The organism is Pseudomonas sp. GL_139_B (genome assembly GCF_057834475.1).
Genome location: NZ_CM174403.1, coordinates 1,983,683 through 1,999,629 on the forward strand (window position 1 = coordinate 1,983,683; position 15,947 = coordinate 1,999,629).

At 59.7% G+C, this 15,947-nt stretch carries 17 protein-coding genes; 12 read left to right on the forward strand and 5 right to left on the reverse strand.

Annotated elements, in window-relative coordinates; translation table 11 throughout:
- Positions 1-152 precede the first annotated feature (152 nt).
- A complete protein-coding gene (locus AC3ISI_RS09120; protein ID WP_489337680.1) occupies positions 153-1,469 on the forward strand; it encodes a Na+/H+ antiporter family protein in 1,317 nt (438 codons plus the stop codon).
- Between the two features lie 134 nt (positions 1,470-1,603).
- On the opposite strand, the gene AC3ISI_RS09125 is transcribed toward AC3ISI_RS09120, so the two are convergent.
- The gene (locus tag AC3ISI_RS09125) at positions 1,604-2,539 is read right to left on the reverse strand and encodes a LysR family transcriptional regulator (RefSeq protein ID WP_489336540.1); all 936 of its coding nucleotides are present in this window, start codon (positions 2,537-2,539) and stop codon (positions 1,604-1,606) included.
- A gap of 209 nt (positions 2,540-2,748) precedes the next feature.
- Between AC3ISI_RS09125 and AC3ISI_RS09130 the strand changes: the two genes are divergently transcribed.
- From AC3ISI_RS09130 to AC3ISI_RS09140, 3 genes are all read left to right on the forward strand, one after another.
- On the forward strand, positions 2,749-3,234 hold the full coding sequence (locus AC3ISI_RS09130) for a DMT family transporter (RefSeq protein ID WP_489336541.1): 486 nt from the start codon (positions 2,749-2,751) through the stop codon (positions 3,232-3,234).
- Between the two features lie 2 nt (positions 3,235-3,236).
- Positions 3,237-3,689, forward strand: coding sequence for a DMT family transporter (locus AC3ISI_RS09135; RefSeq protein ID WP_489336543.1), 453 nt, complete (start codon positions 3,237-3,239; stop codon positions 3,687-3,689).
- Positions 3,690-3,761: 72 nt separating this feature from the next.
- A complete protein-coding gene (locus tag AC3ISI_RS09140) occupies positions 3,762-3,929 on the forward strand; it encodes a metallothionein (protein WP_081744005.1) in 168 nt (55 codons plus the stop codon).
- 171 nt (positions 3,930-4,100) lie between these two features.
- On the opposite strand, the gene AC3ISI_RS09145 is transcribed toward AC3ISI_RS09140, so the two are convergent.
- Positions 4,101-4,328, reverse strand: a complete 228-nt coding sequence (locus tag AC3ISI_RS09145) for a DUF6555 family protein (protein WP_489336545.1) — start codon at positions 4,326-4,328, stop codon at positions 4,101-4,103.
- Between the two features lie 146 nt (positions 4,329-4,474).
- On the opposite strand from AC3ISI_RS09145, the gene AC3ISI_RS09150 reads away from it, so the two are divergent.
- Positions 4,475-5,254, forward strand: a complete 780-nt coding sequence (locus tag AC3ISI_RS09150; RefSeq protein ID WP_489336547.1) for an AraC family transcriptional regulator — start codon at positions 4,475-4,477, stop codon at positions 5,252-5,254.
- A gap of 15 nt (positions 5,255-5,269) precedes the next feature.
- Here the strand turns inward: AC3ISI_RS09150 and AC3ISI_RS09155 are convergent, their stop codons facing one another.
- Positions 5,270-6,265 (reverse strand): IS110 family RNA-guided transposase, encoded by a 996-nt coding sequence (locus AC3ISI_RS09155; RefSeq protein WP_489336549.1) that lies wholly within the window; start codon positions 6,263-6,265, stop codon positions 5,270-5,272.
- Between the two features lie 501 nt (positions 6,266-6,766).
- On the opposite strand from AC3ISI_RS09155, the gene AC3ISI_RS09160 reads away from it, so the two are divergent.
- The 4 genes from AC3ISI_RS09160 to mnmH all read left to right on the forward strand — a co-directional run bounded on the left by AC3ISI_RS09160 (position 6,767) and on the right by mnmH (position 10,254).
- Positions 6,767-6,940 carry a DUF1427 family protein gene (locus tag AC3ISI_RS09160; protein ID WP_077431753.1) on the forward strand — a complete coding sequence of 58 codons (174 nt, stop codon included), beginning with the start codon at positions 6,767-6,769 and terminating at the stop codon, positions 6,938-6,940.
- Positions 6,941-6,968: 28 nt separating this feature from the next.
- Positions 6,969-7,925, forward strand: a complete 957-nt coding sequence (locus AC3ISI_RS09165) for a quinone oxidoreductase family protein (protein ID WP_489336551.1) — start codon at positions 6,969-6,971, stop codon at positions 7,923-7,925.
- 191 nt (positions 7,926-8,116) lie between these two features.
- Entirely contained in the window at positions 8,117-9,151 is a 1,035-nt protein-coding gene (selD, locus tag AC3ISI_RS09170) for a selenide, water dikinase SelD (RefSeq protein WP_489336553.1), read from the forward strand.
- On the forward strand, positions 9,151-10,254 hold the full coding sequence (gene mnmH / locus AC3ISI_RS09175) for a tRNA 2-selenouridine(34) synthase MnmH (RefSeq protein WP_489336555.1): 1,104 nt from the start codon (positions 9,151-9,153) through the stop codon (positions 10,252-10,254). The genes selD and mnmH overlap by 1 nt, the downstream gene beginning before the upstream one ends.
- 159 nt (positions 10,255-10,413) lie before the next feature.
- Here mnmH and AC3ISI_RS09180 read toward each other — a convergent pair whose 3' ends face one another.
- The gene (locus AC3ISI_RS09180; protein WP_489336557.1) at positions 10,414-11,088 is read right to left on the reverse strand and encodes a histidine phosphatase family protein; all 675 of its coding nucleotides are present in this window, start codon (positions 11,086-11,088) and stop codon (positions 10,414-10,416) included.
- A gap of 372 nt (positions 11,089-11,460) precedes the next feature.
- Between AC3ISI_RS09180 and AC3ISI_RS09185 the strand changes: the two genes are divergently transcribed.
- The 3 genes from AC3ISI_RS09185 (at position 11,461) to hemB (ending at position 14,192) form a co-directional block, all read left to right on the forward strand.
- A complete protein-coding gene (locus tag AC3ISI_RS09185; RefSeq protein ID WP_489336559.1) occupies positions 11,461-12,168 on the forward strand; it encodes a glutathione S-transferase family protein in 708 nt (235 codons plus the stop codon).
- 23 nt (positions 12,169-12,191) lie between these two features.
- Entirely contained in the window at positions 12,192-13,034 is an 843-nt protein-coding gene (locus AC3ISI_RS09190; protein ID WP_489336560.1) for a PhzF family phenazine biosynthesis protein, read from the forward strand.
- A gap of 183 nt (positions 13,035-13,217) precedes the next feature.
- Positions 13,218-14,192: a porphobilinogen synthase gene (gene hemB / locus AC3ISI_RS09195; RefSeq protein ID WP_223518514.1), complete on the forward strand. Its 975-nt coding sequence runs from the start codon at positions 13,218-13,220 to the stop codon at positions 14,190-14,192.
- A 124-nt stretch (positions 14,193-14,316) separates the two neighbouring features.
- Here hemB and AC3ISI_RS09200 read toward each other — a convergent pair whose 3' ends face one another.
- Positions 14,317-15,852: an FAD-dependent oxidoreductase gene (locus AC3ISI_RS09200; RefSeq protein ID WP_489336561.1), complete on the reverse strand. Its 1,536-nt coding sequence runs from the start codon at positions 15,850-15,852 to the stop codon at positions 14,317-14,319.
- Positions 15,853-15,947 lie beyond the last annotated feature (95 nt).

A 15,947-nucleotide genomic window follows, 5' to 3' on the forward strand; every position in this document is an offset into this window, starting at 1 on the left:
GCAGGCTCGCTCCCACAGGGCTTCGTTGGCTTTGACAAGGCAATAACGCTACGGCACAGTGCGCGCCCTCTAATAAAACCTATTATCTAATCCGCTGGCGGCGCTTCGCAGACTGCCGGCTGAGCTCATTTCGCGTGCCTGAGGTAACAATGATTAATGCTGTAATTGCTGCGGTCGGCATCATGCTGATTCTCAGCCTGTCCCGGGTGCACGTAGTGATCGCGCTGATTGTCGGTGCGCTGGTGGGTGGCCTGACCGGCGGCCTGGGTATCGACGCCACGCTCAAAGCCTTCAACAGCGGCCTTGGCGGCGGGGCGACGGTGGCGTTGTCGTATGCCTTGCTCGGGGCGTTCGCGGTGGCGATTGCCAAATCCGGCATGGCCCATGCCTTGGCGGACAAGGCCCTGGCGATGGTTGATCGCCAACACGCCAGCGGTGGCAGTCAGGTCAAGTGGCTGCTGATCGGTTTGCTGTGGGTGGTGTCCATCGCTTCGCAGAACATTCTGCCGATACATATCGCGTTCATCCCGTTGCTGGTGCCGCCGCTTTTATACGTGCTGACCAAGCTGCAACTGGATCGCCGGTTGATTGCCTGCGTGATGACTTTCGGTTTGATCACCCCGTACATGTTCCTGCCGGTGGGGTTTGGCAACATTTTCCTCAACGAGATTCTATTGGCCAACGTCGCCCGCAGCGGCGTGGACATCAGCGGCATCAACGTCACCCACGCCATGGGCATCCCGGCGCTGGGCATGCTGTTCGGCCTGGCGGTGGCGTTTTTCAGCTATCGCAAGAAACGCGTCTACGACCTGGAAAAAATCGAGCAAGTCGAACAGGTCGCGGTGCAATACAACCCGCTGAGCCTGATGGTGGCTGGCGTGGCCATCGTGGCGGCCTTCGTTATTCAGTTGCTGCTGGACTCGATGATCATCGGCGCCTTGGTCGGGTTCCTGATTTTCTCGGTGTTGGGCATTGTGAAATGGCGTGAAACCGACGACCTGTTCACGGAAGGCATGAAGATGATGGCGATGATCGGCTTCATCATGATCGCCGCGTCCGGGTTTGCCGAAGTGATGAAAGCCACCGGTCAGGTACAGACGCTGGTGGAGTCCTCGGCCTCTTGGATCAACCACAGCAAAGGCATCGGTGCACTGCTGATGTTGCTGGTGGGCTTGTTGGTGACCATGGGCATCGGTTCGTCGTTCTCCACCGTGCCGATCCTGGCGGCGATTTTCGTGCCGTTGTGCGTGCAATTGGGGTTCAGCCCGCTGGCCATCGTGTGCATCGTCGGCACGGCCGGCGCCTTGGGTGACGCCGGTTCGCCAGCCTCCGACTCCACCCTGGGCCCGACCTCGGGTTTGAACATCGACGGCCAACACCACCATATCTGGGACACCGTGGTCCCGACTTTCCTGCACTACAACCTGCCGTTGCTGGCGTTTGGTTGGGTGGCGGCGATGGTTTTGTAAACACCACAGATCAAATGTGGGAGTGAGCCTGCTCGCGATAGCGGTATGTCTGTCACATAGATGTTGGATATACCGCCCTCATCGCGAGCAGGCTCGCTCCCACAGGGGGAATTTCACACAGGGATAATCCGTGGCTACGGCCTGTCCCAATACGGCACCGCGCCAAAGCATTCGGCAAAGAAATCAATCACCGTACGCACCTTCACTGACAACCGTCGGCTGCCCGGCCACAGCACGGCAATCTGCTGCGGCTCAAGGCTGTTGGATACCTGAAAGTTGTCGAGCACCGGCACCAGCGTGCCTTCGCGCACCGCCTCGCCAATCAGCCACGACGGAAACATCACCAACCCCAAACCTTGTTTGGCAGCTTGAACCAGGGTGTCGGCGTGATTGCCGGTGATCGGCCCTTTGACCGAGTAGGGCGTCCAGTCCGGCTGATCCTTGCGGAAAAACCAGCGTTGCCGGCCGGTCGCGCCTTTATAGGCCAGGCATTGATGCGCCGCCAGGTCCTCAGGACCTTGTGGCGTGCCGTGGCGTTTGAGGTAGGCCGGACTGGCGGCGACTTGAAACCGGTGCGGTGCCAGGATTCGCGCTTGCATGCTGGAGTCGTGCAGTGGTCCGATGCGAAACAGCAGGTCGGCGCCCGCTTGCAGCGGGTCGACGTAATGGTCGGTTTGCTGAATATCTAACTGAAGCTTGGGAAAGCGCTCGCACAAGTGCCCCAGCCAAGGCGTCAGGTGCCGTTGGCCGAACACCACTGGGGCGTTGATCCGCACCAATCCGCTGGGTTCGCTTTGCTGTTCCTGCAAGGCTTGCTCGGCTTCCTCCAGTTGTACCAGCACCAGCCGCGCATGATGACCGAGCATGCGCCCGGCTTCGGTGGGGGTGACGGCGCGCGTGTGGCGGTAGAGCAATTGCTGGCTCAGGGCCTGTTCCATAAGTTGGATCTGGCGGGAAATCGAAGAGGGCGCCAGACCTTCGCGCCGTGCCACTTCGGAAAAACTCCCGTGGTCGAGCACGGCGACGAACAGTCGAAGTGCCTTGAATCCGAGTTCATTGAGGCCGTGCATGGTGTGTCCTGCTGTGCGAGTTATGCAAAAGTGTTGTCAGGATGCTCCCATTTATCGCAAAGCACTGCCATCGGATAATTGTGCGAGTGAGCCTGCTCGCGATGGCGGTGCTTCAGTCATAGAGATGTTGAATGTGCAGGCGCCATCGCGAGCAGGCTCGCTCCCACAGTGGGTTCATGTTTCATCTGATGAATGGCAGGGTCTTCCATATGCAAGCGTCTTCAACCGACATCGCTGTCACACCCGCGACCAAACCAGGCCTGCGGCTTTTGCTGCTCCCGCTGGTAATCCTGGCCGGCATGGGCCTTTCCGTAGAGGCCGGTCTGCTCGGGCCGCTCGGGGTTCAGGTCGGGCATTTATGGGCGACGTTGAGCATTTTCGGGGTCGGCTCGGCGATTCTGTTTTTGCTGCTGTTGTTCAGCGGCCCGCAACAAGGCCCGGCGTTGAACACATTGCCGCGCTGGCAGTTGATCGGCGGCTTTCTCGGGCCGATCTATGTGGTTGTGCTGACCTTGGCCACGCCGCACATCGGCATTGCGATGACCATGATCGCGATCCTTTGCGGGCAGGTTGGCAAAAGCGTTTTGATCGACCACTTCGGCTGGTTCGGCACCCGCCGCAAAAAGGTCAACGGTGAACGTTGGCTGGCGCTGCTGCTGATTGTCGTGGCACTTGTTCTGATCGCCCGGGGTTGAAGATGAATCTGATTATTTTGTTGGCCGTGATCGTGGCGGCCGGTGCGGTGTTGAGTGTGCAGGCGGCGATCAATGGCCGTCTGGGCGAAACGGTTGGTGTGTTGCGCAGCAGTTTGCTGACCTTTGTGGTGGGGGCGGTGGTCACCGGGTTGCTGATTCTGTTTTTCGAGCCGGCGCAGGCGATGAGCTTGCTGGACGTGCCGAAATGGCAACTCGGTGGCGCGCTGTTCGGCGTGGTGTACATGATGGTCATGGTCGGCGCGGTGCCAAGGGTCGGGACGGCAGTGGCTACTGTAGCCGTGATCGTCGGGCAACTGGGCATGGGCATGCTGATCGACAATTTCGGCTGGCTGGGCAATCCGGCCATCGACTTGTCGAACAATCGGATCGTGGCGATGGTGTGCCTGGGGTTGGCGTTGGTGTTTATGTATCGCAGCAGCACCCGGCAGGCCTGAAACAAACTCCTACACTGGTAAGACGGGCCGCGTTTGCGGCACCCCGACGACCACACCCATGGAGTCCGACTCATGATCAGCAGTGACAGTATCTGCGATTGCCCCAAATGCTCGTGCAAGCTGGGCGAACATCCCATCGCGCGCCACGGCAAACACTATTGCTGCGAAGCCTGCGCCAAGCACCATGAACATGGCGAAGAGTGTTCCAGCAAGGGCTGCAAGTGTGCTCACGAGAAGTAGTGCATCGCAAAAAAGTGGAGCCTGATCGGGAAGGCCAATCAACCCGAATCAATGTGGGAGCGAGCTTGCTCGCGATAGCGGCCTGTCAGTCACAAACATGTTGAACGTACCGACGCCATCGCGAGCAAGCTCGCTCCCACAGGTTCCAGTAGCCTGATCGGGCTCCACTTTTTAACTCGCCGGCCGCCACGTCACATTTTCGACGCCGAACTTTTCTGCCATCGGTTTGCTGGTTTTTTGCACCTTCTCCCGGCCGAATCGGGGAATCCTCCCCACGCCGGCATCGCAGCTCGCCCAATGCCAAGCTTCCGCGTTGTCCATCTTGTCCAGTCGGATGATGAATGACTTGGGGACGCCATGAAGGGTGTATTCAATGACGAAAAGTTTTGCGCTGTTCATAAAGCCCGTATTCCTCCCTGTGGTAATAGAGGGATCGCTGGGGTTGCGGAAAATTCACTCTGATTTTCAGGCGGTGGCGGCCAGTGGCGACAAGGCGTCCGGCTGGTTACCATGCAAGACCCGAAAACCTCAATGATTGCTGCCCCATGGCCCTTGCCGCGCCCCCTGACCTGAGTGACACCGATGTGCCCGTGCAGCCGCTGGCGCGCACCTATCCGCGCGGTTTGTTTATCGAGCCGCACGAGCATGTCTGGGGCCAGTTGCTGTATGCGATGAGCGGGGTGATGTGGGTCGAAACACCCCACGAGGCGCTGGTGGTGCCGCCGCAACGGGCGGTGTGGCTGCCGCCGGGCGTACCTCATGGGATACGCGTGGTCTCGGACCTGCAGATGCGCAACATCTACTTGCGCCCCTCCCTGGCGGCGACGCTGGACGATACGGTCCAGGTCATCGAAGTCGGCGGCTTGCTGCGCGAGCTGATTGTCGGGCTGGTGGAGCAGGGCGACGACGGTGCGCCCGAGTATTACGAAGCGCTGGTCGGCCTGGCACTGCTGGAGCTGCGGCGTGCCAAACGATCCGAGCTGAAAATCCCCCTGCCGGATGATTCCGACCGACGCCTGATGAACCTCTGTCAGGCAGTCATGGCCGCGCCATCACTGAACATTCCCTTCGAACAACACGCGGACAGTGCCGGTGCCAGCGTGCGCACCCTGGCGCGGTTGTTCAAGGACGGTCTGGGCATGGGCTTCGCCGAGTGGCGGCGACAGGTGCAGCTGGCGACGGCGGTGGCCGAGCTGATTCAGGGCGTGCCGGTCAGCGCGATCGCCCGCGAGCTGGGTTATACGCCGAGCAGTTTCAGTGACATGTTCCGTCGTGAGCTGGGCGTCGCGCCTTCACAATTTTCCAGCCATAACCAAACCCTGTAGATACTCTGTTCACGGTCAAGCTTTCGCGAGATGTTTTTCGCTAAAAAGCTTGGCCGTATTAAATTCTTCTCCAGAACGCATGCATGCCCATAACCCGGTCAGGTATTTGCGCATCACCGCTCCAATGGCCTGCATTTTCTTCTTGCCGCGAGCTAGCAGCGCCTCGTAAAAGGCCTTCACATTCTCATCACAGCGAATTGCCGTCATCGCCGGCATGAACATCGCTGCACGCAAATACGCGTTACCGCATTTGGACATTCGACCTGGTCGGTTCACACTGGTGCCTGACTGGGTCAGCCTGACGTCGAGCCCTGCATAACGGCTGACCTGTGCCGACTTGAGCGTCACAGGCAAGGTCGTCAGCTCAGCCAGTGCGGCGATAGCCGAGGCTTCTCCCACGCCGGGAGCAGCCATCATGCAGCGAAACTGCAAACTCAGATCCGGGCATTTGGCGATGGCCTCGCGTGCCGCCTTCTTCAAACGATCAATCCGTGTGTCCAGCGCTGCAATCGCATCTTTCTCATCCTCGATCAGTAGCTCGACACTCGTTTGTGTCGCTTGTAGCGCGTGCAGCTCATTCTTGGCTCTGGTCCGATGACCAATCAGCCGGTTGATATGGCGACCAAGCGCACGCAGCATTAGTTGATCTGCAGTCGGCGGGACCCACAGTCTAGGCGCCATGCGCTCACCGTATTCGGCCAGCAATTGGGCATCAATCTGATCAGTCTTGCTGTTTTGCAGCATCAGCTTGGCAAAGTTGTGGAAGCTTTTGGGATTAATCACCGAGACCGGCAAACCGGCGGCGTGTAGCTCCAGCGCAAGGTCCAGGTAGTAAATGCCGGTGGCCTCCATGATCACGCTCAGCGGTTTGAGGCCCAACATCTTGGTCACGGCAGCCTTACGCCCCTTCGACGTGTGCTGAATCTCCCACTGGCCTGATGTCTTACCGTTCTGTCGCCATCCCATCGCAGACGTACGGGCACCAATGTCTATGCCGACATGAGTATTCATGCTTTTCACTTCCCTGACTTTCGGTAAGATTGCTTCCGGTTCCCCCGACCTCGAACTTCATGCCACCGCAACCTTGTAATGCGAAGTCCGACTTGTCGGCTTCTCGATACTCTTCGTGGTGGGCAATGAGGCGGGGGGGCCTCTCTACAGACAAGGTCAGGAGCAAATCCTGCCTTCAGGAGTGATCGGCCTCCCCCAGAAACGCACTTGCTGTTGTATGAATCCTTGAGCGTAACCTCTCTCGTTGGAATCAGGGTCAACATACAAGGAGCGAGCTTGCTCGCGAAGAGGCCGTCATGTTCAGCATTAATGTTGAATGAAAGACCGCCTTCGTCGGAACGCCGCCCGGAGCCGGCTCGCTCCTACAGGGCTTCGCCAGCTGCACAGGATGCCTTGCGTCCGGCATTAGCGATTTGGCCGAAAAGCAGAAGCACTTGGCCGATGCCCGGCGCGACCTCCTACTAGACTCTGGGCCTATCACAATTGCCCTCGGAGTCTGCCATGAGCTACCTCATTTCACTGGCCATCGGTCTGGGCGTCGGTTTGCTCTATGGCGCACTGGATTTTCGTTCCCCCGCACCACCGGCCATCGCGCTGGTCGGGCTGCTCGGCATGCTGGCCGGCGAAAAATTGTGGCCCATGGGCCGACAACTGGTCGCTGGCTGGATCTCCTGAACAGTTTATTAATTCAAAGGAAACGCCCATGAAAGCATTGCAGTTCGATAAAACCGGCGACCTCTCGGCCTTGCGCTACGTCGACGTGCCCACCCCGGTTGCCGGCGCCGATGAAGTGCTGGTGCAGATCAAGGCCGCCGGCCTCAACCCCAGCGATGTGAAGAACGTGCTGGGGCGTTTTCCCTACACCACGTTGCCACGGATCCCCGGTCGGGATTTTGCCGGGGTCGTGATTGAAGGCCCACAAGCGTTGATCGGCCAGGAAGTCTGGGGCACTGGACGTGAGTTGGGGTTCTTTGCCGATGGCTCCCATGCGCAATTCGTCAAATTGCCAGCCAATGGCGTGGCGCTCAAACCGACCCACCTGAGTTTTGCACAGGCTGCCAGCCTCGGTGTGCCCTACACCACGGCGTGGGACGCATTAGAGCGCAGCCTGGTGACGGCGCAAACGCGATTGTTGGTCATCGGCGGCGGGGCGGTGGGCAGTGCGGCGTTGGCGCTGGCCAAGGTTCGCGGTGCTCAATTGCTGGCGGCGGCGCGACGACCGGAGCAGGTCAAGGAGTTGCAGGCTCAGGGTTATCAGACGTTGCAGCTGGACAGGCCAGAAGACTTGGGCGCTCAAGTGAACGCCGTGTATACCGGCGGCGCTGACGTGATCTTCGACACCACCGGGTTCTGGCTGCCGGCCTCGGTCCCGGCACTGGCGACGTTCGGCCGCATCGCCATCATCGCCGCGCCGGTGGACGGCATGGTGCAACTGCCGGCGCTGGCGCTGTATCGCAAGGGTGGCTCGGTGGTGGGGATCAATTCGTTGCTGTACGGGGTTCAAGCCTGCGCGGCGATGCTCGATCAGTTTGGTACGTTCTTCGATCAGGATTTGTTGCCGTTGCCGGAAGGGTTGTTTGAATCACCGCTGGCGCAAGGGCTGGAGCGGTACTCGGAAGTGAATCAGGGCGGCGGTGACAAGGTGATTCTGTTGCCATAACCGGCAATGATGCTGGTTGTGTCGGCCCCTTCGCGAGCAGGCTCGCTCCCACATTTGATCTTCTGTGAATACAGATTTTGTGTATGACGGAGATCTACTGTGGGAGCGAGCCTGCTCGCGAAGAGGCCAGCACAGTCGCCATCAACCTCGTCTGCTAGAATCGGCCGCATTGATCCCACAAGGTGCACCCCATGAGCGAGCCGATTCGTCTGACCCAATACAGCCACGGCGCAGGATGCGGTTGCAAAATCTCTCCCCAGGTCCTGGAAGTGATTCTGGCCGGCAGCGGGGCGCAGAACCTCGACCCCAAACTCTGGGTCGGAAACGCCTCGCGCGATGACGCGGCGGTGTACGCCATTGATGAAGAGCGGGGCGTGGTCTCGACCACGGACTTCTTTATGCCTATCGTCGACGACCCGTTCGATTTCGGCCGCATCGCCGCCACCAATGCCATCAGCGACATCTACGCCATGGGCGGCGATCCGCTGATGGCGATTGCGATCCTCGGCTGGCCGGTGAATGTGCTGGCGCCGGAAATTGCCCGTGAAGTGATTCGCGGCGGCCGCTCAGTTTGCGACGAGGCCGGGATTCCACTGGCCGGTGGGCATTCCATCGATGCGCCGGAGCCGATCTTCGGCCTGGCCGTGACCGGGCTGGTGGAAAAGCGCCACATGAAGCGCAACGATACGGCGACTGCCGGTTGCCTGCTCTACCTGACCAAGCCGCTGGGCATCGGCATCCTCACCACCGCCGAGAAAAAGGGCAAGTTGCGCACGGCCGACATCGGTCTGGCCCGCGACTGGATGTGCACCCTGAACAAACCCGGCAGCCGTTTCGGCAAGCTCGACGGCGTGACCGCAATGACCGACGTCACAGGGTTTGGTCTGCTGGGGCATCTGGTGGAAATGGCCGACGGCAGCCATCTGACCGCCCGCATCGAATACAACCGCGTGCCGCGCCTGCCGGGTGTCGAGTACTACCTCGACCAGGGCTGCGTGCCGGGCGGGACGCTGCGCAACTTCGACAGCTACGCCAGCAAACTGGGGCGGCTCCAGGAACTGCATAAACGCGTGCTGTGCGATCCGCAGACCAGTGGTGGTTTGCTGATAGCGGTCACGCCCGAGGGCAATGAACGGTTCCTCGCCGTGGCGGCTGAACTGGGCCTGACCCTTGAACCGATCGGTGAACTGATTGAGCGACAGGTACACGCGGTTGAGGTGTTTTGATGTCGATCGACTTCACCGATTACCGCGATATCTTTCTCAACGACCGTCCGATGATGGATGCCCGCGCCCCGGTGGAATTCAGCAAGGGGTCATTCCCCGGCGTGGTCAACTTGCCGCTGATGAATGACAGCGAGCGCCAGCGCATCGGCACCTGTTACAAGCAACACGGGCAGCAAGCGGCCATTACGTTGGGGCATCAACTGGTGTCCGGCGAGATCAAGGCTGAGCGCATCCAGGCCTGGGCCGATTTTGCCCGGGCGCACCCCGAGGGCTATTTGTATTGTTTTCGCGGCGGTTTGCGTTCACAGATCGTCCAACAGTGGCTCAAGGACGAGGCCGGGATTGATTATCCCCGGGTCGGTGGCGGCTACAAGGCCATGCGCACGTTCTTGCTCGACACGCTCGATCAAGCGGTTACCCAGTGCGATTTTGTCTTGCTGGGCGGCATGACCGGCACCGGCAAGACCGAAGTGCTCACGCAGTTGAACAACGGAATCGACCTTGAAGGCCACGCCAATCATCGCGGCTCCAGCTTTGGCAAACGCGCGACGGGGCAACCGACCAACATCGATTTTGAAAACCGACTGGCAGTGGATGTTCTGAAGAAACGCGCCCACGGCATCGAGCAGTTTGTGCTGGAAGATGAGAGTCGTGCGGTCGGCAGTTGCGCCTTGCCGTTGCCGCTGTATCAGGGCATGCAGCAGTTTGCGATGGTCTGGCTGGAAGACAGCCTTGAAGGGCGCGTCGAGCGGATTCTGCGCGACTACGTGGTGGACCTGTGTGCCGAATTCATTGGTGTGCATGGCGAGGAAGGATTCGCGCGGTTTTCCGAGCGCTTGCTGGAAAGCCTGAACAACGTTCAGAAGCGTCTGGGTGGCGAACGCCATCGGCGGATGCTGATCTTGATGGAAGAGGCCTTGGCAGAGCAGGGCCGAAGCGGTGCGGTGGACTTGCACCGTGGCTGGATCGAAGGATTGCTTCGTGAATATTACGACCCGATGTATGCGTTTCAGAGGGAGAAGAAAGGGGTGCGGATTGAGTTTGCGGGGGAGAAGGGGGCGGTCCTTGAATACCTGCAGGAGCGGGTGAGCCAGCTAGGTTGATGCTGTCTTTGCCGGCCCCATCGCGAGCCGGCTCCGGGCGGCGTTCCGACGATAGGGCCCGTGCAGGCGCTACATAACTTAAAGCAAAGCAGCCCCGACCAATCCACTAATCACACCAACCCCCATGGTCCTAACCGCTGGTGGGATGTTGCCGACTGCTTAGGTCGGACACGTCTGCGATCCGTTATCCAGCCCTTGCTTGTAACTATGACTGACGAGGCTGGCCTTGCCGTTGCGCCAGGTCAGGGTCAGCACATACACCGAATCGTAGTCGCTGGACTCCCAATCTTCGGTGATGTTCTGTTTCTTGCCGATGGCTTCTTCAGCGACCTGGTTGATCAACTCTGGCAGGTAGCCGTGGGACCAGGCGGTGTAGATGACCGCATTGTGGTACTTGTCTTGAAGCAACTCTTCAGCCAGGTCGCTGGTGTCGTTGGCCGAGAAGTTGATGTTCACCGGCAAGCCGAGCTTGATCGCGCTGGGGCTGATGGTCAAAAGCGGACGGATATAGCTGTAGGAGTTGTCCAGTTCGCCTTCCTCGACATTGCGCGTCGGGTTGGCGGCAAACACATAATTGGCCTTGCCGAATTTTTCCGGCAACAAGGTGGCCAGGTCGATGGCGCGGTTGAGGCCCTGGCAATTGAGCTGGCCCAGACCCCCAGCGGGTTTTTCCGCGTGACGCAGGAACACCAGTGTCTGCGTGCCGTTTGCCTGTTGGGCGCGGCTTTCGCGGGACTCCAGCGACAAAAACAATCCGCCCGCCACCAGCACCGCCGGCAGAAGTACATACGCATGGTGCTTGAAGCGTTTAGCGAATCTCAAAAGGTTGGTCATTTATATAAGTGATCTTCAGCGCGTTCAGTTAAGGCTGACAAACCTTTACACCACAAGCTCCCAGCTTCGGGTGTTTTCCATGTCGTTGGGACGGTCCGTATCGAAAGGGCGTTGCTCTGAGTCATCTGAAGCCGATTTGGTTCGATTCCGACCGTCGCGCAGCACTTTATCGACAACCTTGAACAGGTTGCAGCTCAGGATATCGACAAGATGTTGCGAAATTATGGACAGGGTACACGCTAGAGGGGCTGGTGAAATTTGAGTTCTGTTGATCGTGGTTATCAACGGTTTCCATGACACCAAAAAATCGCAACCTGTGGGTGGTGATCCTGGATTATGCTCAAGCCTTTCTTTTGGCGATGGATGCTCCCGATGACCGATCTGTCTGCGTTCCAGATTACCCAAAAATGGCCGGCTCAATACCCTGACTGGATCCAGCTTTACTCCTTGCCGACCCCCAATGGCGTCAAGGTCTCGATCATGCTTGAAGAGATCGGGCTGCCCTACGAACCGCATCGGGTAGGCTTCGACACTCAGGATCAAATGTCCCCCGAGTTTTTATCGTTGAGCCCCAACAACAAGATCCCGGTGATCCTCGACCCCCACGGTCCTGACGACAAACCCCTGCCGTTGTTCGAGTCCGGGGCGATTCTGATTTACCTCGCCGACAAGAGCGGGCAACTGCTGGCTCAGGAATCGGCAGCGCGTTACGAGACGATTCAATGGCTGATGTTTCAGATGGGCGGCATCGGGCCGATATTCGGCCAGGTCGGTTTCTTCAACAAGTTTGCCGGCAAGGACTACGAGGACAAACGCCCCCGCGACCGTTACGTCGATGAAAGTAAACGTTTGTTAAAGGTTTTGGATGGACGCCTTGAGGGGCGCGACTGGATCATGGGCGAGCGCTACACCATCGCCGACATCGCGACGTTCCCGTGGGTGCGTAACCTGATCGGTTTCTATGAGGCCGGCGATCTGGTGGGCATCAAAGACTTCAAGAACGTCACGCGTGTGCTGGAGCGCTTCCTGGCGCGGCCGGCGGTGATGCGCGGGCTGGAAATTCCCAAGTCGACCCTTTGATTTCAACGAGGCCAAGGCAGGCAATGAGTTCATTCGATTTCAAACAAGTAGATGTCTTCAGCCGAGTCGCCCTCAAGGGCAATCCGTTGGCGGTGGTGTTCGGCGCGGACGAGCTCAGTGACGAACGCATGGCCGCGTTCGCCACCTGGACCAACCTCAGTGAAACCACGTTCGTGCTGGAACCACGCGATCCACGGGCCGACTATCGCGTGCGGATCTTCACCACCCTGAACGAATTGCCGTTCGCCGGCCATCCGACGCTGGGCACTTGCCATGCGTGGCTCGAGGCGGGTGGTGTGCCCAAGGGCGAAGAAATCATTCAGGAGTGCGGCGTCGGGCTGGTACGGGTTCGTCGACAAGGTGCGGAACTGGCCTTTCTCGCGCCGCCCCTGCTCAACGCCGGGCCTTTGGACGCCGAGTTGGTGGAGCGCGTGCGACGCGGGCTTGGCCTGGAGGTCGGCGCGATTGTCCGGGCGCAGTGGGTGGATAACGGTGCGGGCTGGTTGGCGGTCATGGTCGAGGACCGTCAGCAAGTGCTGGACCTGCAACCGGATCATTCGCAGATGCTGGGGCTGGCGGTCGGCGTGATCGCACCGTGGAATCCCGAGCGTGATGGCGATGATGCGCAGTTCGAAGTACGGGCCTTCATCTCTGGTGACGGCATGCCGGAAGACCCGGCCACCGGCAGTTTGAACGCCGGGATTGCGCAGTGGTTGCTCGCTGAGGGGCTGGCGCCAGCGTCCTATGTGGTCAGCCAGGGCCTGACGATGGGCCGGGCGGGGCGCATTCAGGTGGATCAAGTGGGCGATGAAATCTGGATTGGTGGTGCGGTGGTGACGTGCATCAGCGGCACTCTGACGCTCTAAACCTGTAGGAAATCAAAACCTGTGGGAGCGAGCTTGCTCCCACAGGGTTCTGTGTTGGATGCAGAGATTATTGCCGAGCCGGTAAGGGTTTTTTCCGCGCCTGAGGTTTGTGCCTTGCGCCTTGCAGGGCATAAGCTTCGCCCCCTACGACGATCGTCTAATCCTCCGTTTTCAGGAATGCCCATGTCCAGTCAGTTCCCCGAAGCACGTCCACGCCGCCTGCGCCGCAATGCGAGCCTGCGCAGCCTGTTCCAGGAAACCGAATTCAGCCTGAATGATTTGGTGCTGCCGATTTTTGTCGAAGAAGAAATCGACGATTTTGTGCCGATCAACAGCATGCCCGGCGTGATGCGCATTCCGGAGTCGAAACTGGCTGGCGAGATTGAGCGCTACGCCCGGGCCGGGATCAAGTCGGTCATGACCTTTGGCGTGTCGCATCACCTGGACAGCAGCGGCAGCGACACCTGGAGCGACAACGGACTGGTGTCGCGCATGTCGCGAATCGCCAAGGATGCCGTTCCGGAAATGATCGTGATGTCCGACACCTGCTTCTGCGAATACACCGACCACGGTCATTGCGGCGTGATGCACAACCACGAAGTCGATAACGATCAGACCCTGATCAACCTCGGCAAACAAGCCGTGGCGGCGGCTCGGGCCGGCGCCGATGTGATTGCTCCATCGGCGGCCATGGACGGGCAGGTCCAGGCTATTCGCCGAGCGCTGGATGACGCCGGTTTCAGTCAGACGGCGATCATGGCCTATTCGACCAAGTTCGCTTCGGCGCTCTACGGCCCGTTCCGTGAAGCCGGCGGCAGCGCGCTCAAGGGCGACCGCAAAAGCTATCAGATGAACCCGATGAATCGCCGCGAAGCGGTGCGCGAATCGCTGATGGACGAACAGGAAGGCGCTGACGCACTGATGGTCAAACCGGCCGGGGCGTACCTGGACATCATCCGCGACATCCGCGAGGTATCGCGTTTGCCGCTGTCGGCGTATCAGGTCAGTGGCGAGTACGCGATGATCAAATTCGCGGCGCAGGCGGGGGCCATTGATGAGGATCGAGTGGTGCGTGAAAGCCTTGGGGCGATCAAGCGGGCGGGGGCGGATTTGATCTTCACCTACTTCGCGATGGACCTGGCCCTGGCCGGGATCTAAACCCCAACACATCCCCCCTGTGGGAGCGAGCCTGCTCGCGAAGGCGCCGTGACAGTCGACATTTATATTGACTGATACACCGCTTTCGCGAGCAGGCTCGCTCCCACAGTTGATTTGTTTTGAGTCAGGGTGGGCCGAAGTAAGGCCTAATCCCGTGATGCTGGAAATACCGCTCAATCACTTTCGGATCGGAACACGTCTCGGCAATCGCCACATACGTATCCGGCCGCAACAGGTAAAACCCGTTGCGTCCCAACCCTGCCGCTTCAAACGCCGGCCGCCATTCGAACACCTGCAACGGCAGGTGATGCTCATTGCACCAGGCGATCATTTCGTCGCTGGTGTCGCCATAGACGTGCACCTGCCAGTTCGGATTACTCAGCGATTCAAAGTTGTCGCCTTCGCCGTCATGCGCCCAAGGCAGGCGATCACCGCCGTGAACGTGCCCGGCGACTCCTGTGCTCAATGGCATGCCGCGGTAGTTCAGGGTGATTTGTGAGACGGTGCGAAACAGAAACTCGCGGGATGCCTCGAATGAGGCCATTTTGGGGATCACGAACGGTGCCAGCCGTGTACGCAGCACATCGGCCATGCGCCCTTCGGCGGTCACGAAACTGAATACGCGGTCGGTGGTGGCGACCAGTTTGCGTGCAAAGGCAATGCGTTCGGTTTCGTAGGTGTCGAGCAGATTGGCTTCGGCGCCGCCACTCAACACCGCCGCGAGTTTCCACGCAAGGTTAATGGCGTCACCAATCCCGGTGTTCATGCCCTGACCACCGGCGGGGCTGTGAACGTGCGCCGCATCGCCCAACAAAAACGCATGCCCGGTGCGAAAGTGATCGGCGACCCGGTGATGCACGCGATAGGTCGAGAACCAGTTCACCTGTTCGATCTGCACGTTCAGGTGTTCGATGGCCCGGCTGCTGACGTCTTCAAAGCGCAGGGTTTCGGCCAGGTCCGCGCGCTCGTCGCGCACCGTGCCGATCAACCGCGCGCGGCCCGTACCGGCGAGGGGAAACACCGCGAGGAAGTCCGCTTCATCAAGGTCCACGTGCAATTCGCCATTGAAGGTCGGTCCGCTGGCTTGTACGTCGGCGACATAGAAAATCTGCTGATAGGTCCCGCCCGGGAACCCGGTGTCCAGTGTCTTGCGCACGACTGAGCGAGCGCCGTCGCACCCCGCCAGGTAGCAGGTCTGGCAGATTTCCTGTTGACCGTCGGGCAAGCGCAGTTGCACGGTGATGCCAGCGCCGGTGTCTTCGAAATACTCCAGCTCAGTGTTGCGCTCCACGTGGATGCCGAACGCTTCAAGGCGTGTGATCAGCAGCCGTTCGTGCTCGTCCTGCGGGTAGATTTCGAGGAAGGCGTAGGGCGTCAAACCCTCGCCAATGCGGCTCAGGGGCAAACGCGCCACCGGTGCGCCTTTGACCCAGAAATTTGCCGCCGCCACTCGATGACCGTTTTGCACCACGGCTTCACTGAGGTCGAGCTGGCGATAAAGCTCCAGCGTCCGCGCCTGAATCGCGAGTGCCCGTGAGGTGGTGCCGGGGGCTGAGGTCTTGTCGAGAATGCGCACGCGGATTCCCAGTTTGCTCAACCACAGCGCCAGTACCAGCCCGGTCGGGCCCGCGCCGACGATCAGTACGTCGCTACGACTCATCAGACTGTCCTCCTCGATGCCTGGCTCAAGTATGGTCCAGTCGCAAAGCACAGGCAGGCTGACTGCTCAACGGAAAAGGACCCGGCAGGCGTGAC